This is a genomic window from Pandoraea sp. NPDC090278 (assembly GCF_044772185.1).
GTDB lineage: Bacteria > Pseudomonadota > Gammaproteobacteria > Burkholderiales > Burkholderiaceae > Pandoraea.
This window is the reverse complement of sequence record NZ_JBIVYJ010000001.1, coordinates 1,589,947-1,611,381: the sequence shown is the minus strand read 5'-3', so window position 1 is coordinate 1,611,381 and position 21,435 is coordinate 1,589,947. Positions and strand designations below refer to the sequence as shown.

Below are 21,435 nucleotides of genomic sequence, written 5' to 3'. Positions count from 1 at the left end.
GGCGGTCGCGGATCTCTGGCGCAGCGGCACGCGCCGTGTCACGCCCAAGTCGCGACGTCCCAATTCGGCACGCTCAGCGCGCGCGCCACGCTCGCCAGAATTTGCGCAACGGCGTCAGGTCGATGCGCTGGTGGAGCACTTGATAGTCGCTCGCGGCGACTTCGTCCATCAATGCCAATTGCAGCGCCGCGAGGGCGAGCAGCGGACGTTGCTTGCGACGATCCTGTTTAGGGATCGCGGCGGCGGCGCCGGTGATGGCCTGACGTGCACGTGCGTGCTGGAACTTCATTAGCTCGACGAAGGCGGGCGAGTACTTGCCGTTCTGAATGTCGGCGGCAGTGACGCCGAAGCGCTGAAGTTCGTCGATGGGGAAATAAACGTAGCCGGAGCGCGCGTCGACACCGGCGTCGGTGACACGTCGACCGAGCGTGATGGCGTGGCCGAGGGCGCGCGCAAGCGCGGGCGTTTTCGGGTCGTCGAAGCCGTAGACTTGGGACGTGAGTTCTGCTGGGGCACCACCAGCGGCGTCGCAGTAGTGTGTGAGGCCTGCGAAGTCGAGATAGCGCATCTGCGAGAGATCCATCTCGGCGCCGTGCAGGACGGCTTCGAAAGCTTCGCGCGAGAGCTTACTGTTCTGCACGACGGGAAGGAGTGCTCGCGTGACCGGATGTGCGGGGTTGCCAGCGAAGAGGCGAGCCAGTTCCTGACGCCACCAGTCGAGCTTGGCGTGTGCGACGCCGGGGTCATGAACGGCCGAGTGAATATCGGCGATTTCCTGACAGAAGGCGTGGGCGGCATAGGCGGCGTCACGCTTGGACGGCGGCAGTTGGAGCAGGGCGTAATAGAGCGCGGATCCGGGCGGGCCTGCTTTCTGGCGGCAGTATGCGTTGGCCTGTGTGGCGTTGGCGGGGGAGCCGGAGGCGTCGTCGGCGGTCTCGTGGGGTTGCATGCGAATGGGGTATCGGTTTGGTCAGGTGCCCGGAAATCGGTGCGCAGGCGCTTGGGCGCGTAGCTGAGCACTGGGGGGCAGAAGCCATGAATTGGTGCGAATTCTAGCATTGCGAGCCAATCGGACGCGTGGGACGGTGTGGGCTCGAGCGGAGATTGCCGGTCGAAATCGGTTCGTGTAGAATACGCGCCTGCTTTGACGCATGCAGCGGGGCGGCGACAAGTCGCCCTTTTTCATGTCCGACAGGACGCAAGCATGTCGTCGACCCGATGCCGGGATGTCGCACCTAAAAGGTAACGACGCCCACGGGCTGCGAGGATGGCGAAATTGGTAGACGCACCAGGTTTAGGTCCTGACGCCCGAAAGGGTGTAGGGGTTCGAGTCCCCTTCCTCGCACCAACTCCCCGTTTTGGCATCGGTTTCGTAGGTCTCACTTCTTCCCGAAATATCTCGCAAACGACCTGCCTGTAAGGCTTGGCGGGGTTCTTTGCGCGAATTCCGATTGTTCGCCGTACGTCCCCGATTTCATCGCTTCACGGGCAAACGCATCATCCATTTTGATGAAGACGCAAACGCACCGAAGCATCTAATATTCCGCAGCGAAAAGGCCGGGCAGGGTGACCGGTCGAAAAATATAACTAAGGGGAACTCGATGATTCGCGCATACCAACGATGGATCCTGTTGGCAACGGTCCTTTGCGTTCAAGCTGCGGTTTCCGATGCGGCAGGGCTGAAGACGGGAGACACGCGTCAAGCTTCGGGGACGTCCAGTCCAGCGCCCTCCGGAAATACCTCGGGAGGCAACGTGAATGTTCAGATATTGATGAATACCATCAATGCTCTCCAGCAGCAGAACAATGCGCAACCAACCCCGACACCTACACCAGCGCCGTCCGCCGCCCCCTATGTCAACACCGCAACGCCTGAAATTACGCCTGCGCCCACGAGTGCGGGATTTGATTGCCAGGCGCTAATCGCGGAAGAAATGGGGCGTGTTCCGAAGCAGGATATCGTCGAAGCGCGTTTCAATATCGCGAGCATCGAATGGCGCGACGTGTATCAATGGGCGCGAAGTGACAACGCCGACTATGTCAGATCGCGCTATGACGAGTTGGCGGCGCGGCTGGCGGACCCCCAATTCGCGAATCGGCGGGCGTCTACGCAATGCAAAATGAACGCACTCGCCGCCAGACTCAATGAACTTGGTGCCAGCGTAGCAGACCCTGGGTCGGTAACTTCACGCGGATCCGTCCCGAATGCCGGGAGCGACGCCAAAGCGGTCACGCAGGCCCATCGGGCGCGCATGAGGGACGTCGTGAGTTCGTCTGCCTCAACTCAGAGCAGCGGCGCCGGCCGGAAGCGGAAAGTGCTGCCCCAGTACGCGAGTTGCTTACGCATCGTCGATGTTCGCTCCGACAGCGACGTCAAGAACATGTACTGGTACGCCGTTGAGAACACGTGCGGCGAGGCACTCAGCGCGCATTGGTGCGAGGGGAAAGGATGCTCGAAACCTACCCAGGCGGCTGACATTGCCGCCGGTAACAAGGAGCCGAGCTGGATGCATGCGGCCAGCGTCTTAGACGTGCGCTTCCGCGGTACTGCATGCATGCAGCAATACAACGGGAAGAACGTCCAATACGATAAGCAGCGCAACCAGTGCTGGATCTTGACCGACTGAGTCCAGAGAAGGATCAGCATTGGAACACGGCGCCCCGGGCCGACTCAGACGAAGTTGACTCCCGGCGGCGCTGCCTCTTTTCAATCCAAGCGACGTCCCATATCCGAAGGGCACAGCCACTTAAACGTCGCGATGTTGCCCCTCAGAGCTATGCCCTTACACGAGGGTGCAGCGGATTCAGGGGGCTGAGGAATGCGCTGATCGCCATGAGTCCGAGAAGACCATCCCAAAAGCTACCGCGCGTTTGATGCTGGAAGGGAGCGAACATACGCGTTGCTTGAGCAACTTGGCAAAAGTGAGCCTACGTATCGTAGCCCTAGTTTGGTTTATCTACGCAGCTAGCACACGTTCAAGCGGATGGTTCGTGGTTGCTCATAGTCTTTGTCCTAGTTCTTGCTATCGTCGCGCGACGAAGTGGATCCTCATCGCTTCGTCGGAACTCAATATTGACGGAGATTTCGGGCAAGTCGGCGACTCCCGAGCCACACGTCCGTGTCCGTAGCTGAGTCCCTACGCACCCCATCCGAATTTCAGCCCCTAGACTCTGTTCATGCATGGCAGTCCCCTGTCGTGTGTGTCGTGAGAGGAAGTGCTTGCCCCGGCATTGACGAATGTCGGGGCTTTTTTATTGCTCGGTGAGGTACGCGAGTTGTCGGTCGCCTTTGGTCTTCTTCTTAGATTTCTCTTGGCAAGCGACGCGTGCTCTTGATCGTGCGTACCCGTCAAACCCGTGCGAGATGGCGATGTCGGGGGGATTCGAATTCGAGATGGCGGCGCTAACGTCGCATCCCCAAATTACGGATGTGACCCGCGAGTGATGCCGCTCACTACACTCGCTTTTGCATGGTCGCTCCTTCCCGTCCATGTGGTGGTTTTGGCCCCGACGATCTCGCCGTCGGGGCATTTTTTTGCGTCGTGCATGGATGTCAACGAAGTTCAATTACTCCCACTCAAACGCTTTCTTTTTCCACTCGTAGGCGAAGCCGAGAACGAGCACACCGAGAAACGCGATCATCGCCATCAGGCTCACCATGCCTGCTTCGCGCAGTGAGACCGCCCAGGGGATGGTGAAGGCCAGTTCAATGTCGAAGATGATGAAGAAGATTGCGACGCGATAAAAGCGGACGTCGAACTTCTTGCGCGCGTCGCCGAATGCGTTGAAACCACATTCGTAAGGGGAGTTCTTTGCGTCGTCAGGCCTGCTTGGCCGGATGGGTTTGGCTACGAAGAGTAAGCCCACTCCCATCACCAACGCCACGATGAGAAAGAGAAGTGCCGGGTAGTATTCAGAGACGTCCATCAATCGATCCAATCAAAAGAAGCGCGCGCCGGTGGCAACGCAAACGTGCGAACGCATACCTTCGCACACGCCAACCGGTGCATCGAAGCGAATCCCAAACCAAGTCATAAGCAACACCAACACGAGACGCGCAAGCGGCTCGCCGGTTCTAAAGGCCTAAGAATGGGGTTGTCGATTACGACGAGAGTTTCATGAGGATCAGGCCACTGACGATCAACGTTGCGGCGGCGATGCGGGCGGTGCTGACGCTTTCGCCAAGCGCGAAAATGCCGACGACAAATGCGCCAACGGCACCGATGCCAGTCCAGATCGTGTAAGCCGTGCCCAGCGGAAGGGATTTCATGGAAACCGATAGCAAACCAAAGCTAGCGGCCATCGTCACGAGAGTGACTACAGAGGGAATGAGCTTCGTGAAGCCAGCAGACTGCTTCATCGTATAAGCCCAAAGGACTTCCAGAACACCTGCAAGCGTGAGATAGATCCAAGCCATACGGCTCTCCAAAAAAGAGCCGGGCCGTCCCGGAGTGTCTCGTCACAGGTGAGGTCGTCCCCACGCCCGCCACTATACGAGTTCAACCGATTCTGCGCAATGTCTCCACGGTTTATCCGAGATTGATGGGTAGGATCGCTGGCGACAGATGATCAGGATCGTCATTGGCATGTCGTCAGTGTGTCCTGAGTGGTCGGAGCAGCAATGGAGCACCCCGGAAGCCAGGATATGCGCGAGGCCATCGAGCGCCTAGCCACCGCAATGGACAGGTCGCGCAAGGAACTGGAAGGTCTCGCCAGACGCGACGTGGCACTGCGCGCACGGTATCGCACCTCAGTCGCACGCGTCGCAGAGCTCGCTATTCCCGATCTCCGTCGTAGGACGCTCGAACAACTGCTCACCGAGCATCGCCTATTTGTCGACGACGCGGTGCTCGACGTCTTTGCCCGAAATAGCGTCATGGCCCGGATCTTCAACACGCGCCGGTATGCCGCGTCGGTAACCTCATTGCGAGATAGTTTCTGCGACTACATCGGTCGCTCCGGTAAGGCACCGTTCGCGTCGGCGCGTGCGGAAATCGCTGCAATCGAAGCATTGATGGTAGGTGCGCGAGCGGAAGAGGCCGATGCCGCCGGTGTCCTGGCTGGTATGCGGATCGTGCTTGCCAACGAGATCCAGATTCCTGGCGAACTTGTTCCGGATATTCGGCTTGTCTGTCGTCCGCGATCGAGAAAGGCAGCCAGCGTCGCGACGTCCATCGAGAGCGGTACAAGCGGTGTTGTCAGTGAGCATTCCGGCATCCCGCAAGCCGTCCGTCAGTTTGCGCTCTCGGTAGCCGTAGCGTGACGGAAGTGCAACCGCGACGAACTGAAGCAGAAGGACAGCAGGACGTAAGAACGTCAACGTGAAAAGTGCGATGAGCGGGGGATCAGGGCCCTGTTCTGAACCGAGTTGGGTCTATGTCTGAGGGGCGGAATAGGGCCCTGGTCCCCCGCGGGGTTGAATCCGGAACGTGAAGCAAAAGCCCGAAACAACACCAAAGCCGATCAGCAATACAAACCAATACAAAACAGCGAACGACCAACAAACGCTCAACGCAATCGAGGGCTATCGTCGAAAGCCGGGTGATGACATCGGCATCGGCGTCGTCGGGTGATTTCGTAACGTTTGGAGAGATCGTGTTGTCGGCAAAATTCTCGTTGTTTGGGGCGCGTATGCGCGCGCTTAATCTGACCTTCGTGGCGTGTCTTGGCGCTCCGGTCCCCGGCCTTGCACAGGGCGTAGAGCATGGGGGCACGATGAGCATGGTGCACACAGGCGACGACGTAAGCGCGGTAGCAAAAGTCGTCGGTGATGCGTGTCAGATCGACGTGCAAGGTCGTCCCGGCAAGAAGTTCTCGCCCACGCACATCAGTGTGCCGTCGGCGTGCAAGACACTCACCGTCCAATTGATCCACACGGGCAAGAAACCCAAGCTGGCCGCAGGGCACAACTGGGTGTTGGTCCGCGAGAGCGACGTCCATGCAACCATTGCCGATGGTCTCGCGGCGGGTCCCGACAACGAGTGGGTCAAGCCGGGCGACGAACGCGTGATCGCGAAGACTGCGATGATCGGTGGCGGTGAGCGGACGTCGGTAACCTTCGATGCATCGAAGCTCTCGCGTGGCACCGCCTACACCTACTTCTGTTCCTTCCCGGCCCACGCCGAAATGATGCGCGGCACGCTATCCATCGACTGACCGAGCCTCAGCCAATCCGGAGCATCGGAATCTCCGTCGAAAGCGCGTCGATAGCGCAGCGCGTCTTCGACGGCAGATAGGGCGACTTCGGCCACACCACGTGAATCGCTTGCGGACGCACCCCGCAACGGCTACGCACCACCACCAGCCGTCCTGCCGACGCATGTTTCTCCAGAAACCAGCAGGGCAAATACACCAGCCCAAGCCCGGCAATCCCTGCATCGGCAATCGCCTGAACATCGTCGAGACTGAGCTGACGCGTGATCTGCAATGCGTGCTCGACGCCGTCGTCGTCGAGCATGTGCCACCGCGCCATCGACCCGCTGCGCGAATACGAGATGCCGGTGTGGGCAGCGAAATCGTCCGGCTTGACGGGCATGCCGTGCTCCGCGAGATACGAAGGCGACGCACCGATGCTCATGTACTGCGTGCCGATGCGTCGGGCGTCGAGCGTAGCGTTATCGCGTAACTCGCCGATGCGCACCGCCAGATCGATGTTCTCCTCGATGAGATCGACGCTCCGGTCGGAAAACGAAATATCGATTTGCAGCTTGGGATGCTGACGCGCCAGTCCGAACAACACCGGCGCGACGCATTGATGGCCGAACGCAATCGGCACACTCACACGCAGGCGTCCGCGCGGCTCGCTCAACCCGCTCTCCACCTCCGCTGCGCCTGCGTCGAGTTCGGCAAGCGCCCGCACGCATCGCTCGTAATAGACACGTCCCGCTTCCGTGAGCGTGTGACTGCGCGTCGTGCGATGAAGCAGACGCACCCCGAGCCGCGCTTCCAGTCGCGAAATCACCTTGCCGATGGCCGAACGCGTCAAATGCATGCGCTCCGCCGCGAGCGTAAAACTGCCAGCTTCGATGACCTGAACGAAGACGGCCACGCCGTCGAGTTTATTCGTCATATTGGGTCTTTAGAGTCGCGTATTGCGGGAAGAAATATCAGTAATAGGGAATCTGGTTCCCGATATATTACCTCTGACTTCATTCCTGTTCGCGAATCCCATGACACCCTCACGCGCGTCCCAAAACGCACTGGCGCTTGCCGCCGTCTGCCTGACATCGCTGATGTTCGGCCTTGAAATCTCCAGTGTCCCGACCATCCTCTCCACGCTGGAACGTGTACTGCCTGCGGATTTCCGGGAAATCCAATGGATCATGAACGCCTACACACTCGCCTGCACCACGGTGTTGATGGCGACAGGCTCGCTCGCCGACCGGTTCGGACGACGTCGCGTCTACGTCATCAGCATTGTCGTGTTCGCGCTGACATCGCTCGCCTGCGGGCTGGCGCAGAGCGCGCCGGTGCTGATCGTCAGCCGCTTCCTTCAGGGGATGGGCGGGGGCGCGATGCTGATCTGTCAGGTTGCGGTGCTCTCGCACCAGTTCCGCGAGGGACGCGAGCGCAGCAAGGCGTTCGGCGCGTGGGGCATCATCTTCGGCATCGGTCTGGGCTTCGGTCCGATCATCGGCGGCATGATTGTTGCCGTGGCCGACTGGCAATGGGTCTTCCTCGTGCACGTAGTGCTGTCGATCGTGGCACTGGGGCTCGTGTTTGTCGGTGTGCAGGAGTCTCGCGACCCGCACGCGAACTATCTCGACGTCCCGGGCATCGTCACGCTGTCGCTGGCGACGTTCGGTCTCGTGTATTTCATCACGCAAGGGCCGGATCTCGGGATGGGCAGTCCGCAGGCGCTCGGCATCGCAGCGGCGACCCTCGTCAGCTTCGTCGCCTTTCTCTGGATCGAGAAGCGAAGCCCGCGGCCGATGTTCGATTTTTCCGTGTTCCGCATCCGCCGCTTCTCCGGCGCGATGTTCGGTTCGATGGGCATGAATTTCAGCTACTGGTCGTTCATGATCTATCTGCCGATCTACTTTCAGGGCGCACTCGGTTACAGCAGCGTGAACGCGGGGCTGTCGCTGCTGGCGTACACATTGCCGACGCTCGTGGTGCCGCCGTTCGCCGAGCGCTTGTCGTTGCGCATCGATGCCCGCCGCGTCATCCCGCTGGGTCTGTTCACCATCGGCCTTGGCTTCCTGCTGATGAAGATCGGCTCAGGCATGGCCCAAGCCAGTTGGCTCACGATGTTGCCCGGCAGTCTGCTTTGCGGCGTGGGCCTGGGCATGACGAATACGCCCGTCACCAATACCGCCACCGGCGCAGTGTCGGCCAATCGCGCGGGGATGGCGTCGGGGATCGACATGAGCGCGCGACTGATCAGCCTCGCTATCAACATCGCGCTGATGGGCTTCATTCTGCTCAAGGGAGTCACCACGTCGCTGGCAAACGCGTTGCCGGGCATCTTCGACGCGTCATCGCTGCGCACGCTTGCTGAGAAAGTGGCCGCCGGAAGTCTCGAGCATCTCACGCAAAACAACGCGGCGCTCGCAGCAGCCGATCCGCAGGGGCAGATCGTGCAGGCCGCGCTGGTGCACGGCTTCGGGTGGGTGATGGTGTACGGCGTGGTGGGTGCGTGGGTGCTCGCGCTGCTGAGCGTGGTGGCGTTCGGGGCGGGCGGTCGAGACGTCGAGGTGACGTCGGCCGCCGAGCGAGTGTGTGAGCCGATGCTGTAACGCGCTTGGCCGCCAACCCGCGACAGTGCTTACGCCCGAGTCCGGTAAGCCTTGAGTTGAGGAAAGGTCTCCTCGTCCAGCGAACCGAATTCGCCGCGCTGATAGGCCGACATCCGGTCGTTGAGCTGTTCGACCGTGTTCATGACGAACGGGCCGTGTTTCGCCAACGGCTCGTCGAGCGCCGGTCCGGACAACACCACAAAGTGGCAGTCCGGCCCGGCACGCAAACCGATGGTGAGGACGTCGGTCGTCGCGCGCTTGCTCAAGCCGACGGCGACCGCTTCGCCAGCGCCCAGTTGCCGGGTCGTGCCGTCGGCATCGACCTGCAAATGCCCCGTCACCACGGAGACGGTGGCATTCCAGCCGCGCGGCAAATCGTGGTGGAAGCTGGCGCGATCCGTGAGGAACCCGTCGAGCAACGTGAACGGTTGGGGAAGCTCGTCGTTCTTCCGCGCCGTCACCCCGTTGCTTGCACCCAAAACCACTCGCACACGTACACCGGGTGACACTACCTCGGGGATTTCCGAGGGTTCGACGTCGAACGCATACGGCGCGTCGTACTTCTGCGACGCGGGCAGATTGACGAAGATCTGCAATGCATGCACGTGATGATCGTCACCTTCGGGTTGCTCGGTGTGCACCGCACCGCGTCCGGCGGCGAACCAGTGCAGAGCGCCCGGAACGATGGGGCCGTAGTTGCCGAGCGAGTCGTAGTTGACGTGTGCGCCGACGGCGTCCTCGAACATGTAGGTCACCGCCGAAATTCCGGCATGCGGATGCGGCGCAAAGGTCGGGGCCGTCATGTGGAAATGATCCAGCATGACGACCGGGTCCATCAGCCCACCGAACGTCTGTTCGGCGAAATGCTTGGCGCGAAAGCCATCGCGAATGGTCATGTCGTGACCGCTCACGACCTCCGAGATCCGCACGAATTCGCTGCTATTGCCGACGTTGCTCATGTCATCTCCCCGCATCTTGAATGGGGTCAATCATAGCGACGCGAGCCACGACGGAATATAGGCGGTTCGGTAACTCGAAGTTACGCAGACGGAACAATCGCGATGGCCAGTGCTTTAGAACCGATAGCTCATCACCAGCTCCGCACGACGGTCGTTACCCAGCAGCCACTGGGTGTTGTTGTAATAGGCCGTTTGCACGTAGTGCCGATTGAAGACGTTGTAGACGCGTCCGGTCAGCGTGAGATCGCGACGCGGCTTCCACGCAAGCGCCAGATCGACGGTCGTGTATGACGGCAGCGTCAGCGTATTCGCGGTATCGGCGTAACGCTTGCCGACGTACTTCAGCCCGCCGCTGGCCGTCCACGCCTGTGCGAAGCGCCAGCTCAGCCACAGATTCGCCATCTGCTGAGGCACGTTCACCGGAATGTTGCCCGCCCGCGAGACGGACACACCGCCCACGCTTTCGTCGAACTGGTCGTACTTCGCCCGCAGCCACGTTCCATTGGCGTCGATGCGCACGTCGCGCGTCAACTGCGCCCCCACGGTCAGTTCCACGCCACGCGACGACTGCTGGCCGACCTGAAGACTGACCGACGGATTGAGCGGGTCGACGGTCAGCAGATTGTTCTTGACGATGCGATAGACCGACAGCGTGCCGTCGACGCGACCGTCGAGCCAATCCTGCTTCACGCCGAACTCGATCTGCTTGCCCGTCGCCAGATCGAACTTCGCTTTGGCCGGTGTGAGCGAGAGCAGTGACGTGATGGGGTCGGCGGCGACCGAGTACTGGCCGTACACGCTGGTGTTCAGGGTCACGTCATAGACCGTGCCCACGCGCCAGCCGGTGTAGCTGAGGTCCTTGGAAAAGGCAGTGCCAGCGATCAGATCGTCGCGATTGATGCTGGCGTGGTCGTAGCGCACGCCGCCGATGACCGACCAGCGCGACGTGACCTTCAGACGGTTCTCAGCGAAGAACGCATATTGATTCGCCTGCGACCGGTACTTGGGAAAGGTGCCTGTCACGTTCACGAAGTTGCCGGGGGCGGGGTTGTACAGATCGACGAGCGACGTGCCGGAGTAGGGCGAGTTATTGGTGTGCTGGAACGTCGTGTGATTGAACTCGAAGCCTGCCGACACGGCGTTTTCCATGCCGAATACGTGACCCTTGAGCGTCGCGGTCGTGACGTTACCGATCTGTTCCTGATCGTGAAGGATCTCGGTGTAGCTGCTGCGCTGCACGAGGCCGGAGGACGGCACATAGTTGTAATACTCGGCGTCCTTCCAGTGGCGCTTGCTCTTCATGCGATACAGCGTGCTCGTGATCGTGAGATTGTCGATAGGGCGCCACGTGGCCCCCAGCGTCGCCCAACTGTCACGAAACGTGATGAGCGAATCGCCCACGTTGTAGTTCTTCTGATAAGTCGCTGGATCGAGACGCCCGTTCACGAGCGGCACGCCGAAGTACTGCATCGGATGCTGATTGCCCTCGGCGAGTGTGGCCGTCACGGAAAAGCGCGGCGTGAAGTCGTACTTGATGGCAGCCGAGAACGACGCGTTGTGCGAGTTGCCCCGGTCGACCCAGTTGTTCGAACTGTTCGCGCTCGCATCGAAGCGATAGGAGAGCTTGTCGGTGATTGCGCCGCCGCTGCCGAACGCCGCGCGGCCGGCTTTCTCGGTGCCGATGCCGAGCTGGATTTCGTTCTCGATGGGCATCTGCTCGGGCTTCTTCGGCACGATGTTGACCACACCGCCGATTGCGCCTTCGCCGTAGATGACCGAGGCCGGGCCGCGCAAGACCTCGATCCGCTCGACGGACCACGTGTCGAACGGGAACGTGACGCCAATCGCACCGTATGGACGCACGCCGTCGTAAAGCTGTGTCACGGACGCGCTGCCGACGAAGCCGCGCGCGCCGAGTTCCGATCCGCCATTGCCCGGATGGGGCGATGCGTTGATGCCGGTAGCGCGACTGACGGCGTCGACGATGTTCGCATCGCCGCGTTCCACGAGTTGCTGCCGGTCGATGACCTCGACGCTCGCGGGCGTCTCCTTGATGGAGAGGCCGAGACGACTACCGGTTTGCACCGGTTCGTCGAGCGGTTTCACGATGTTCGCCTGTACCTGCGTGGCAGGGAGTTCGACGTTTTGCGCGCCGTTATTTGTGGTGTTGGCGTTGTTGCTGTTGTCGGCAGCGTGCGCAAGGGCGCACAGCGAGCCAATGGCCACCGCGATGGCGGTGCGCACTGGAATTGACGTTTTCATGACGCTGTCTGGTTATCGTTGTCGGGCACACGCGGGCCTTAGGTCGCTGGGGTCGCTGGGGCCACTGGACAGCGATGGGCTGACGTGTGCAGGCCGCCGCCGGTCGGTGTGCGACGGGCGTCAGCCGTGAAAATCGGAGTCGATGCAATGAGACGATCGAACGCGCCCGCCCGCGCATCTACATCGCCTTGGATATAGGCGACGCGACATGCGGGACATCGGTGAGACGAACGATCTGAGGGCGTCAGGCGCGCGGCGGGGCGCGCGACGGCGGGGTGAGACGCAGCGGCGTGCCGCTATGGGGCAGCGCTGGCGACAGCGTGACGCGTGGTCCGCCGACACGTATGTCGGCCAGCGTCAGCGGAGAAGGCGGAAGGGGTGGCGTGTGCGCGAGCAGCGAGCAATAGCCGCAGGCGGCGGTCGTCGCGTGCGTGACCGGCGCGTGCCGACCCTGTGCTGCCGCTTCGTCGAGGCTGGTACAGAACGCGCTCGACAGCGCGTCGTCGATGGACGACGGGTGCGCGCGTAGATACTGGCTGATCAGCGGCGCGCAAAGCAGCATCCACATGGCGGCGAGGCCGACCCATGCGAAGCGTTTGCTGCGTGACCATACCGGCATGTTCAGGGCGCGCGGCGACAAGCCGCATTCGTGACGACGAGCGGCGATGCTATCACGCGGTCACATCCGACAATTCGTTGTCCCGGACAAATTCACGACGGATGCGACGCCTTGCGGCAATTTGTCGCGCAGTCATGGCAACACCCGCTGAGCGCGCCTGGAATCGTTGAGCTTCGTTGAACAAGGTCGTGAGCCGTTGCCGTGAAAACGCATACCCGTTTCGTGTTTCGAGACGCGAAAACGCTAAAATCGTAATTTAAATAACTATTTGTTAGGAGTTCGTCGCATTTTGAAAGAAGTTCCCGAGAAATTCGCATTAGGCATCGTGTAAGGCTTTGTTAGACTTCATCGGCATCCTAACGGCGATGGAGACTTGCGATATGCCCCCTAGTATCGAATGTCGTACCCGTGGAACCGTGTTGTGGAGTGTGATTGTCGGTTTGACGGTGTTTCCTGCGCCGGTCGCGTGGGCGGCGGGTGGTTCAGGTGCTTGTTCTTCGACGCCCGGGGCGACATGCACGGGCGGCACGGCGGGAAGTCCTAACGGTGGCGCGGGTGGCAATGCCAGTGACGCCAACGGGACTGGCGGTAGCGGGGGCGGTGGCGGCGGTGTCGATGCCAACGGCAATGGTGGTAGCGGTGGCGCGGGTGGCGCAGGCGGCACGGGGGCCGGTGGTGGCGGTAACGGTGCCAATGGCACGGCGGGTTCCGGTGCCGCGATTTTCCCTGGTGGCGCGGGTGGCACTGGCGGGACCGGGGGTAATGCCAACACTACCGGGACGACAGGCAACGGTGCAGGCGGTGGTGGTGGCGGTGCAGGTGGCGCAGGTGCTGTGCTCTCCGCCGGTGGGACGAACACCACGACCGTGACCGGCGGCAACGGCGGCAATGGCGGTGGTGGCGGAGGCATGGACTCCCTCGGTACAGGCGGCGGTGGGAATGGCGGTGGGGGTGGCGCAGGCGGCGCAGGCGTCGTGCTTACGTCGACCGGTGAATCGGCCAACAATGGTGCCGTCGTCGGTGGCAATGGCGGTAACGGCGGCGGAGGCGGCGGTTTTGGTAGCACTACTCAGCAAGGTGCCGGTCACGCAGGCAATCTCATCGCGGGCAATGGCGGCAACGGCGGTACGGGCGGCGACGCCGTCGTCTCCGCGCAAGGCGGGACGTTCACCAACAACGCGGGCGCGACCGTCACCGGCGGCAACGGTGGCAACGGCGGCGGCTCCGGCTCGGTCAGTGCCGCGGCGGGTGTGACGCCCTACGGCGGCAACGGCGGTAACGCAGGCGCGGGCGGTAACGGCGCGACACTCTCGGGCGGCAGCTCGGTCTCCAACAGCGGCACGATCTCCGGGGGTAACGGCGGCAACGGCGAAAACGGCGGGTTCGCGCTCGCCACGTCCGGCACGTCTGCCATTGCGGGCAACGGTGGTCTCGGCGGCGCAGGTGGTGTCGGCGTGTTGGTCAACGCCAGCGGCAACGTCGTCAACCAACAGAGCGGGACGATTCGCGGCGGCGACGGCGGCACCGGCGGTGGTGGGAACGCGCAGAGTCAGGTCGCGCCGGGTGGCAACATCACTGGGGGCGTCGGTGCCGATGGCGGCGCTGGCGGCGACGGCATCCGGCTCAACGGTGGCGGCACCGTCACCAACAACGGACAGATTCTTGGCGGCGCAGGCAACCGGGGCGGCGGCGCGGGCAACAGCACCGGCGCGGGCACGGGCGGCGAAGCGGCCTCAGGCGGCAACGGCATTACCCTGAGCGGCGGCACGGTGACCAACAATGCGACGGGCCGGATCGTCGGCGGCACGGGCGGTGACGATAGTGCAGGCGGGGGCGGCAGCGGTGGCGTCGGCGGCGACGGCATCACGATGACCGGCAGCGGCACCGTCACCAACGCGGGCACGGTCCTCGGCGGCGAGGGCGGCAACGGCGGGAACGGGTCGAACACCGCAGGTGGCTCGGGCAGTGAGGGCGGCGCTGGCGTGCGCATCGGCGGCAGCGGTACCGTCACCAATGTGGCGGGCGGAAGCGTCAAAGGCGGCGCGGGCGGCACAGGCGGTGGCGCAGGAAATGCGACGTCGGCCGGTGGCAGCGGCGGCGTGGGTGGCGCGGGCGTGATCGTGACCGACGGCGGCACCATGACCAACGCGGGCACCATCACCGGCGGCGACGGCAATCGCGGCGGTGGCGGTGGTGCGAGCAGCGTCGGTGGGACCGGCGGCGCAGGTGGCGCGGGCGTGCTCGTGACCAACAACGGCGGGCGCATCGTCAACACCGGCACCATCAATGGCGGCACCGGTGGCGGCATCAGTACCGGCGGAACGGGCGGCCCGGCAGGCGTGGGCGGCGTCGGCGTTCAGGGACAGAACATCACTGTGGTGAACAGCGGCACGATCAACGGCGGGCTGTCGGGCGCGGGTGTGCAGACGGATGCCGTGCGCTTTACTGGCGGTACGAACTCGCTCGAAATCGATGCCGGTTCCGTGATCAGCGGCACCGTGAACGCGAATACCGGCACGAACACTTTCATCCTTGGCGGAACGCAGAACTCAGCGTTCGACACATCGTTGATCGGTCCCGCTGCGCAGTACCAGGGGTTCACCGCGTTCCACAAGACCGGCACGAGTGTCTGGGCGCTCAACAACGCAACCACGGCCCTGACACCGTGGACGCTTTTCGCAGGCACGCTCGTCGTCAGTCAGGATGCCAGCCTCGGCGCATCGAACGGCACGTTGACGTTTAATGGCGGCACGCTGCAACTCGGCACGAGCTTCGATCTGGCGGCGAACCGTCCCGTGGTCCTCGATACCGGGGGCGGCACGATCGACACGCAAGCGTTCAACTCGACGCTCTCCCAAGGCATCACCGGCACTGGCGCGCTGACGAAGCTCGGCTCGGGCATGTTGCTGCTCAACGGCAACAACAGTTACAGCGGGGCGACGAACGTCAACGCCGGTGTAATGGCCGTGGGCGATGCCACACATCCGACGGCCGCACTCGCTGGCGGCGGCACGGTCACGGTGGTGAGCGGTGCGACGCTCGGTGGCTATGGCAGTGTGACCGGCAACGTACAGAACAACGGCACGCTTGCCGTCGCCAACGCCGTACCCGCATTTGCATCCAGCAGTGCGGGCAATTTCACGGTGCAGGGCACGGTGACGAACGCGGGGTTGCTGCAGCTCGCGGGCAGCACCGTGGGCAACACGTTCACGGTCGCCGGGAACTACGTCGGCCAGAACGGTCGGGCGACGTTGAACACGCAACTCGGCGCCGACAATTCGCCGACGGACAAGATCGTCGTCAGCGGCGGCAGCGCCAGCGGGTCGACGGCATTGCGCATCGTCAACGCGGGTGGCACGGGCGCTCAGACACTCGGCGACGGTATTCAGGTCGTGCAGGCGACGAACGGTGCGACCACGTCCACCGGTGCGTTCAGCGGCGGCAACGCCAATGCTGGCGCTTATACCTACTACCTCTATCGGGGCGGAGTGAGTGCGGGGACGCAGAACAACTGGTATCTGCGCTCGACGACGCCGGACACCGGCGGTACCTTGCCGCCGCTCGTCGTCGACCCGGTCGTGCCTATCCCGCCAACGACACTGCCGGGCACACCGCTGTATCGCTCGGAAGTGCCGGTGTACGGTGCGATTCCGTCGCTGATGCGCGAATTGGCCGTGCAGCAGATCGGCACGTTTCACGACCGGCTCGGCGGACAGTCGTTGCTCACCGAGGACGGCAAACTCGGTGCCGGATGGGGGCGTGTCTGGGGTGATCACATCTCGCAGGATCTCGGTGGCGGCGTGAATCCGTCGTTCAGCGGCACGATCTTCGGCTTTCAGGTCGGGCAGGACATTTACGCGGCGTCGACCGAGAGCGGGCATCGTAATCACTACGGGCTTTTCGCAGGCTATGCGCGCGCCAGTGGCGACGTGAGCGGGTTCGCACTCGGCGTGCCCGATCTGGCGGTCGGCTCGTTGCAGATGAATGCCTTCAGCTTCGGGGGGTACTGGACGCATATCGCGCCGAGCGGTGCCTACACCGACACGGTGTTGATGGGGACGACGTCGTCCATCAGCCCAAGTTCATTGCAGGGCAATACCGCGTCGACGCGCGCGAACGCGTTCACGGCGTCGGTCGAAGGTGGGCTGCCGTTCGCGGTGGCGCGCGACGTGACGCTGGAACCGCAAGCGCAGTTGATCTATCAGCACTCGCACATCAACGACCTGACTGATCCGGCGGCGAAGGTCACCTTCAATAGCGCGAACGAGTGGATTGGCCGACTTGGCTTGCGTCTGCAATCGCAGTTCCAGGCCAGCGGGGTGAACTGGAAGCCCTATCTGCGGCTGGACGTGCTGCGTTACTTCGGCGGCACCGACACGGTGACCTACTCGGGGCAGGACAGCTTTTCGACAGGCGTCGGGTCCACGCAAGGGCACGTCGGCGGTGGGGTGTACGCGCGGGTGAACCAGAAGGTGAGCGTCTATCTGACGGCTGGCTACTGGTTCAATCTGGGCGGTGACCACCGTCGCACGGTCGAGGGGAACGCCGGGGTTCGCTTGACGTGGTGAGCCTGAGGCGGATTTAGCGGCGCAGGCGAGACAATTTGGCGGCGGGCTGGTAATATACGTTTCGTAGCTATTTCGTATATAGGGGCCCGCCCAATGGGTATCGTCAAGATATCGGAGCAAATGCATGAGGCGCTGCGCAATACCAGCGGCGCGCTCAGTCGCTCGATCAACGCGCAAGCTGAACACTGGCTGCGCGTCGGCATGCTCGCCGAATTGAATCCCACGTTGAGTTACGGCGAAATCTGCCGTCGACTCATCGAATCCGATGGCGCGCCGGTCAGTGAGACCGGCGCTGCCGCTTCTCCAGCAACCGGTGCACCCGTCACCGTCATGAATAAGGTGGCCTAATGGTGCGCGAACGCGTTGTCATCCGCTCGAACGAAGAAATTGCCCTGTCGCGTCATGCCGGGGAACTGGCCGCACAAGTGCTCGCGATGATCGGCGAGCATGTGAAGCCCGGTGTCACGACCGACGAACTCGATCGCCTTTGTCACGACTTCATCGTCAATGAACTGAAGGCGATCCCGGCCAATATCGGCTATCACGGGTATCCGAAGACGGTGTGCGCATCGGTCAATCACGTGGTGTGCCACGGGATTCCGGGCGACAAGAAGCTGCACGACGGCGATATCGTGAACATCGACGTCGCCCTCATCAAGGACGGCTGGTTCGGCGACACGAGCCGCATGTATTACGCGGGCAAGCCGAGCATCATGGCCAAGCGTCTGGTCGACACGACCTACGAAGCGATGGTCGCAGGCATTCGCGCGGTGCGCCCCGGTGCGACGCTGGGGGATGTCGGTTACGCCATTCAGTCGGTCGCGCATCGCGAAGGCTTCAGCATCGTGCGCGACTACTGCGGGCACGGCATTGGCACGACCTATCACGACGATCCGCAGGTGCTGCATTACGGACGTCCGGGCACGGGCCTGACGTTGCGCCCGGGCATGATCTTCACCATCGAGCCGATGGTCAACGTCGGCAAGCCGGATACGAAGCAACTCGCGGACGGTTGGACCGTCGTCACGCGCGACCGCTCGCTCTCGGCACAGTGGGAGCACATGGTGGCCGTCACGGAGACGGGTTTTCAGGTGCTCACGCAATGGCCGGACGGGCTTGGCGAATATGCACGCTACGGTGCGCTCGATGGGAGCACGGCGACGGCGGCGAATGCGGCCTGATTGGCGGCGGCGTCGGCACGACGCAGGACGTCATTGAAATGAAAAACGGGGCGCAAAGTTTGCGCCCCGTTTCGTTATGCGTCGCGATTTACAAATCGTCCGGCGCGCCGTCCATCAGCAGTAACTGATTGGCATAGCGGTGATACAGCCATCCGCCGACGCCGCAAGCCACGGCGAGCCACGCAATCGAGAACACCGTCTTCAGAATCAAGGAGCCGAGTACCGCAACAGTGACTTCCGGTATGAATTTGAGGACCACCGCCAGCAACACTGTGATCACGATACCGGTGCCGAAGAGCGGCAGGAACGTCACGAATGCGGTTCCGAACATCGACCAGAAGTGTCCGCGCGAATCCTGCCACGCGGCGCCCCAGCGTTTGCTGCGTCCAACCGCAACCTGCGCATAAATGAGTGAGATGCGCGTGATGACGAAGACCGCAGCGCAAGCCATCAATGCGATGAACGTGGCGAGCAGGGCGTAGGAATGGCTGTTTCCGCTCATCCGCGTGGCGAAGCCGACGATAAATGCGGGAATGAAAACCGCGATCATCATGGCGATCACGAGTTGCAGCGATAGCCAGATATAACGCCACACGTCGCGACCGTACCAGGGCGATTGCCGGGCGACTTCCGGGCCGAGGATGACATAGCGCAGGATGTGAACGGTAAGTACCGCGAACGCGATCAGATTGACGAGTCCGACGCCAAGCGACATAAGCGCGATGTTGAGGCGGTAAATCGCGTCGCCCCCTTGCGCGGCGGCGCTGGCGAGTTGCTTCAGCGAGATGCCAAGTGCCGATGACACGAGCACAATGATGGTCACTATCAGACTGAGTAGCGGCCGATTACGTAACGCGTTAAAACCGTCGATCCATGCGCCTACGAAACACTGCTTGAACGTTATCGGTTCCATGTCGCCCCCTGAGCGATGGTCACTTCGTTGATCGAAGCTTGTACGGCGTCAGTGCGTTACAACGCAGCCATTCTTGCAGATCGGTTCAGGGCTGACAATCGTGGTAGGGGAGTGTTGGCGGCCTGCGACGCCGGACCGGCACCGCAGGCAAATGCAGGGTGGACGCTTCAGGCGTTCACGACCTTGCGCAGCACGTCGGCGTGCGTGACGACGCCCACGAGCCGGGCGGCATCGTCGAGCACAGGCAGGGTGCCGTGGCGTTGCGTCGAGAGGAGCGCGACCAGTTCGGAGAGCGGCATGCCCGCGGTGGCCGATTTGAGGTCGCCCTGCATCAGATCTCGAACGGCCGGGCGTTGGCCAGCCCCCAGCGACACGCCGAAGCGCGGCCAGTTCTGACGGCGCGCACGTCGCGTGTGCAGATCGTGCCGCGTCAACAGTCCGATGACGCGTGCTTCCGAATCGACCACGGGCACGGCGTCCAGTCCATGACGTTGCAGCAGACGCCACGCCGCAGGGACTTCTTCATGCGCCTGTACCTTGGCAAGCGGCGGGGCCATCACGTCGGCCGCCGTCAGTTCCTGGGCGCGACGGGCGAAGGCTTCGCGCTGCGTGTCGCGCATCAGGCTGGCCAGATCGTCGGCCGAGATGTCGAGCAGTTCGCTGCGACGGGCGAGGGCCTTTTCGGCATCTGCCGTCGTCACGGGAATCGCTTGCGCATTGACCGGACGCGCCGGTGCCTGCGCCTTCATCGCGTGCGGGTAACGGTGGCCGGTGATCGCGTGATAGCCGATGGCCGAGCCAAGCAGCATGACCGACTGAAGCGCAATCGGTTCGAGCACGAAGCCGTAGCCGAGCGCATGAACCGCCGGGCCGCCCAGCACTGCGGTGAGGGCGACCGCGCCTGACGGCGGGTGCACGCAGCGAAACGTGAACATCAGCGCGATGGACACACCGACCGCAGTCGCGGCGGCAATGACGGGCGTCGGAATAAACATGGCGCACGTCACGCCGACGACAGCCGCCACGAGATTGCCGCCGAGAATCGACCAGGGTTGCGCGAGAGGACTGGCGGGCACGCCGAAGAGCAGAACGGCGGACGCGCCCATCGGGGCGACCAGCCAGGGGATGTAGGAGGCGGGGCCGAGCAGCCACAGCATCAGGCCGCCGGTCACGGCGATACCGCATAGGGCACCGATGCCTGCGCGCAGACGCTCGCGCCAGTGAACGGCCACCACGGCGGGCAGAAAACCCGCCATCCAATCCTTCACATCACGTCGTGTCATTGCCATGTCGTCCCGCTCCATCGAACGCACCTTTCTGGGGCGTCGTCTTGATATTTTGTGCATGATATATCGTATATCGATGAATTGGGAGGGCAGGAGCGCGTGATTTTAATGCTGCAACGCAGCGAAATCACCGCCCGAAGCCAGCGGGCATCAAAGCGGCGCACCAAATCGAGGAAAACGAGACGGAAAGGGCGTGAAGCTTGCTAAGGCAGGAGGGATTGGGCGGGGCGGGAGACGGGAGTGGGGCGCATGCAAAAACGAAGCATCAACGAAATACGGCAGGGCGCGATGCCCTGCCGTACGGCTGGCGAGTCAGCGGAAATTCACGACGCCGACGAGTGGTCAGGGCGTCGGTCGGCGATCAGCGCCCGCCGACGATCTGGACGATCACGCCCGAACCGTTGACCAGCAGGAAGTCGCCGCCCACGCCCACCCAGTGGTGGCCGCGTTTCGGCGCGTCGAGATGGTACTGACGGTAGTCGTCGACGCGGTATTGCGCATCGCGGTATTGCTGCGGCACGCGGTCGCCCTTGCGCCAGTCGGGATGCTGCCACGCGGAATCGTCGCCGGGGCCGCGTTGGGCTTGCGGGGGCGGCCCACCATGCGGACCTTTTTGCGGGCCATGACCCGGAGGACCACCATGCGGACCACCCGGCTGATGTCCCGGGGGCGGGCCACCCGGGCCACCCATACCACCCTGAGGCGGCGGGCCGCCCTGTGCCAGGACGAGAGAAGAGGAAACCGCCAGACCGGCGGCGAGGCACAGCGACAGTGTCTTGCGCATCTTCATTATTTGCACTCCTTATCGTAGGGTCGGGGGACCGAACGCGGGGGAAGCATTCGAGATGACTTGCCAGCGACGGCCGTCGCCTTTGCGCCGTTCGCATCGCGCACAAAACAGCGCAAATG

The 21,435-nt window shown here is 62.8% G+C and carries 18 protein-coding genes and 1 tRNA gene; 9 read left to right on the top strand and 10 right to left on the bottom strand.

What is annotated here, in order from left to right; all coding sequences use genetic code 11:
- Positions 1-73: 73 nt before the first annotated feature.
- Positions 74-949: a presqualene diphosphate synthase HpnD gene (gene hpnD, locus ACIQWO_RS06885; RefSeq protein ID WP_402820960.1), complete on the bottom strand. Its 876-nt coding sequence runs from the start codon at positions 947-949 to the stop codon at positions 74-76.
- 312 nt (positions 950-1,261) lie between these two features.
- Here hpnD and ACIQWO_RS06880 point away from each other — a divergent pair.
- A tRNA-Leu gene (locus ACIQWO_RS06880) sits at positions 1,262-1,348 on the top strand.
- 103 nt (positions 1,349-1,451) lie between these two features.
- Positions 1,452-2,627, top strand: coding sequence for a hypothetical protein (locus ACIQWO_RS06875; protein WP_402820957.1), 1,176 nt, complete (start codon positions 1,452-1,454; stop codon positions 2,625-2,627).
- 940 nt (positions 2,628-3,567) lie between these two features.
- Here the strand turns inward: ACIQWO_RS06875 and ndhC are convergent.
- A complete protein-coding gene (gene ndhC, locus ACIQWO_RS06870; protein ID WP_402820954.1) occupies positions 3,568-3,927 on the bottom strand; it encodes an NADH-quinone oxidoreductase subunit A in 360 nt (119 codons plus the stop codon).
- 175 nt (positions 3,928-4,102) lie between these two features.
- Complete coding sequence (locus tag ACIQWO_RS06865) at positions 4,103-4,417, bottom strand: DMT family transporter (RefSeq protein ID WP_402820951.1); 315 nt, start codon at positions 4,415-4,417, stop codon at positions 4,103-4,105.
- A 204-nt stretch (positions 4,418-4,621) separates the two neighbouring features.
- Between ACIQWO_RS06865 and ACIQWO_RS06860 the strand changes: the two genes are divergently transcribed.
- The 3 genes from ACIQWO_RS06860 (at position 4,622) to azu (ending at position 6,156) form a co-directional block, all read left to right on the top strand.
- Positions 4,622-5,263 (top strand): hypothetical protein, encoded by a 642-nt coding sequence (locus ACIQWO_RS06860; RefSeq protein ID WP_402820949.1) that lies wholly within the window; start codon positions 4,622-4,624, stop codon positions 5,261-5,263.
- 166 nt (positions 5,264-5,429) lie between these two features.
- Positions 5,430-5,573, top strand: coding sequence for a hypothetical protein (locus ACIQWO_RS06855; protein WP_402820946.1), 144 nt, complete (start codon positions 5,430-5,432; stop codon positions 5,571-5,573).
- Positions 5,574-5,595: 22 nt separating this feature from the next.
- Positions 5,596-6,156: an azurin gene (gene azu, locus ACIQWO_RS06850; protein ID WP_402820943.1), complete on the top strand. Its 561-nt coding sequence runs from the start codon at positions 5,596-5,598 to the stop codon at positions 6,154-6,156.
- 7 nt (positions 6,157-6,163) lie between these two features.
- On the opposite strand, the gene ACIQWO_RS06845 is transcribed toward azu, so the two are convergent.
- Positions 6,164-7,069 carry a LysR family transcriptional regulator gene (locus tag ACIQWO_RS06845; protein ID WP_402820940.1) on the bottom strand — a complete coding sequence of 302 codons (906 nt, stop codon included), beginning with the start codon at positions 7,067-7,069 and terminating at the stop codon, positions 6,164-6,166.
- Positions 7,070-7,169: 100 nt separating this feature from the next.
- On the opposite strand from ACIQWO_RS06845, the gene ACIQWO_RS06840 reads away from it, so the two are divergent.
- Positions 7,170-8,738 carry an MFS transporter gene (locus ACIQWO_RS06840; protein ID WP_402820937.1) on the top strand — a complete coding sequence of 523 codons (1,569 nt, stop codon included), beginning with the start codon at positions 7,170-7,172 and terminating at the stop codon, positions 8,736-8,738.
- A gap of 29 nt (positions 8,739-8,767) precedes the next feature.
- Here the strand turns inward: ACIQWO_RS06840 and ACIQWO_RS06835 are convergent, their stop codons facing one another.
- From ACIQWO_RS06835 to ACIQWO_RS06825, 3 genes are all read right to left on the bottom strand, one after another.
- Positions 8,768-9,697, bottom strand: a complete 930-nt coding sequence (locus ACIQWO_RS06835) for a pirin family protein (protein ID WP_402820934.1) — start codon at positions 9,695-9,697, stop codon at positions 8,768-8,770.
- Between the two features lie 114 nt (positions 9,698-9,811).
- Positions 9,812-11,959: a TonB-dependent receptor gene (locus tag ACIQWO_RS06830; protein WP_402820931.1), complete on the bottom strand. Its 2,148-nt coding sequence runs from the start codon at positions 11,957-11,959 to the stop codon at positions 9,812-9,814.
- Between the two features lie 244 nt (positions 11,960-12,203).
- On the bottom strand, positions 12,204-12,599 hold the full coding sequence (locus ACIQWO_RS06825; RefSeq protein ID WP_402820928.1) for a DUF2946 family protein: 396 nt from the start codon (positions 12,597-12,599) through the stop codon (positions 12,204-12,206).
- 359 nt (positions 12,600-12,958) lie between these two features.
- Between ACIQWO_RS06825 and ACIQWO_RS06820 the strand changes: the two genes are divergently transcribed.
- The 3 genes from ACIQWO_RS06820 to map all read left to right on the top strand — a co-directional run bounded on the left by ACIQWO_RS06820 (position 12,959) and on the right by map (position 18,327).
- Positions 12,959-17,146, top strand: coding sequence for an autotransporter outer membrane beta-barrel domain-containing protein (locus tag ACIQWO_RS06820; protein WP_402820925.1), 4,188 nt, complete (start codon positions 12,959-12,961; stop codon positions 17,144-17,146).
- A gap of 93 nt (positions 17,147-17,239) precedes the next feature.
- Positions 17,240-17,494 carry a ParD-like family protein gene (locus ACIQWO_RS06815; RefSeq protein ID WP_150574424.1) on the top strand — a complete coding sequence of 85 codons (255 nt, stop codon included), beginning with the start codon at positions 17,240-17,242 and terminating at the stop codon, positions 17,492-17,494.
- Positions 17,494-18,327: a type I methionyl aminopeptidase gene (gene map, locus ACIQWO_RS06810; RefSeq protein ID WP_402820921.1), complete on the top strand. Its 834-nt coding sequence runs from the start codon at positions 17,494-17,496 to the stop codon at positions 18,325-18,327. Before ACIQWO_RS06815 ends, map begins: the two co-directional genes overlap by 1 nt.
- Positions 18,328-18,415: 88 nt before the next feature.
- Here the strand turns inward: map and ACIQWO_RS06805 are convergent, their stop codons facing one another.
- The 3 genes from ACIQWO_RS06805 to ACIQWO_RS06795 all read right to left on the bottom strand — a co-directional run bounded on the left by ACIQWO_RS06805 (position 18,416) and on the right by ACIQWO_RS06795 (position 21,316).
- A complete protein-coding gene (locus ACIQWO_RS06805) occupies positions 18,416-19,240 on the bottom strand; it encodes a hypothetical protein (RefSeq protein WP_402820918.1) in 825 nt (274 codons plus the stop codon).
- A gap of 167 nt (positions 19,241-19,407) precedes the next feature.
- On the bottom strand, positions 19,408-20,523 hold the full coding sequence (locus tag ACIQWO_RS06800; protein WP_402820915.1) for an HPP family protein: 1,116 nt from the start codon (positions 20,521-20,523) through the stop codon (positions 19,408-19,410).
- 364 nt (positions 20,524-20,887) lie between these two features.
- Positions 20,888-21,316 carry an RcnB family protein gene (locus ACIQWO_RS06795; protein ID WP_402820912.1) on the bottom strand — a complete coding sequence of 143 codons (429 nt, stop codon included), beginning with the start codon at positions 21,314-21,316 and terminating at the stop codon, positions 20,888-20,890.
- Between the last annotated feature and the right edge of the window lie 119 nt (positions 21,317-21,435).

What these genes read in the sequence shown, in the direction of transcription:
- hpnD (WP_402820960.1), bottom strand. Translation starts at nt 949, where the DNA reads ATGCAACCCCACGAGACCGCCGACGACGCCTCCGGCTCCCCCGCCAAC.
- ndhC (WP_402820954.1), bottom strand. Translation starts at nt 3,927, where the DNA reads ATGGACGTCTCTGAATACTACCCGGCACTTCTCTTTCTCATCGTGGCG.
- ACIQWO_RS06865 (WP_402820951.1), bottom strand. Translation starts at nt 4,417, where the DNA reads ATGGCTTGGATCTATCTCACGCTTGCAGGTGTTCTGGAAGTCCTTTGG.
- ACIQWO_RS06860 (WP_402820949.1), top strand. Translation starts at nt 4,622, where the DNA reads ATGGAGCACCCCGGAAGCCAGGATATGCGCGAGGCCATCGAGCGCCTA.
- ACIQWO_RS06845 (WP_402820940.1), bottom strand. Translation starts at nt 7,069, where the DNA reads ATGACGAATAAACTCGACGGCGTGGCCGTCTTCGTTCAGGTCATCGAA.
- ACIQWO_RS06840 (WP_402820937.1), top strand. Translation starts at nt 7,170, where the DNA reads ATGACACCCTCACGCGCGTCCCAAAACGCACTGGCGCTTGCCGCCGTC.
- ACIQWO_RS06835 (WP_402820934.1), bottom strand. Translation starts at nt 9,697, where the DNA reads ATGAGCAACGTCGGCAATAGCAGCGAATTCGTGCGGATCTCGGAGGTC.
- ACIQWO_RS06830 (WP_402820931.1), bottom strand. Translation starts at nt 11,959, where the DNA reads ATGAAAACGTCAATTCCAGTGCGCACCGCCATCGCGGTGGCCATTGGC.
- ACIQWO_RS06820 (WP_402820925.1), top strand. Translation starts at nt 12,959, where the DNA reads ATGCCCCCTAGTATCGAATGTCGTACCCGTGGAACCGTGTTGTGGAGT.
- ACIQWO_RS06815 (WP_150574424.1), top strand. Translation starts at nt 17,240, where the DNA reads ATGGGTATCGTCAAGATATCGGAGCAAATGCATGAGGCGCTGCGCAAT.
- map (WP_402820921.1), top strand. Translation starts at nt 17,494, where the DNA reads ATGGTGCGCGAACGCGTTGTCATCCGCTCGAACGAAGAAATTGCCCTG.
- ACIQWO_RS06805 (WP_402820918.1), bottom strand. Translation starts at nt 19,240, where the DNA reads ATGGAACCGATAACGTTCAAGCAGTGTTTCGTAGGCGCATGGATCGAC.
- ACIQWO_RS06800 (WP_402820915.1), bottom strand. Translation starts at nt 20,523, where the DNA reads ATGACACGACGTGATGTGAAGGATTGGATGGCGGGTTTTCTGCCCGCC.
- ACIQWO_RS06795 (WP_402820912.1), bottom strand. Translation starts at nt 21,316, where the DNA reads ATGAAGATGCGCAAGACACTGTCGCTGTGCCTCGCCGCCGGTCTGGCG.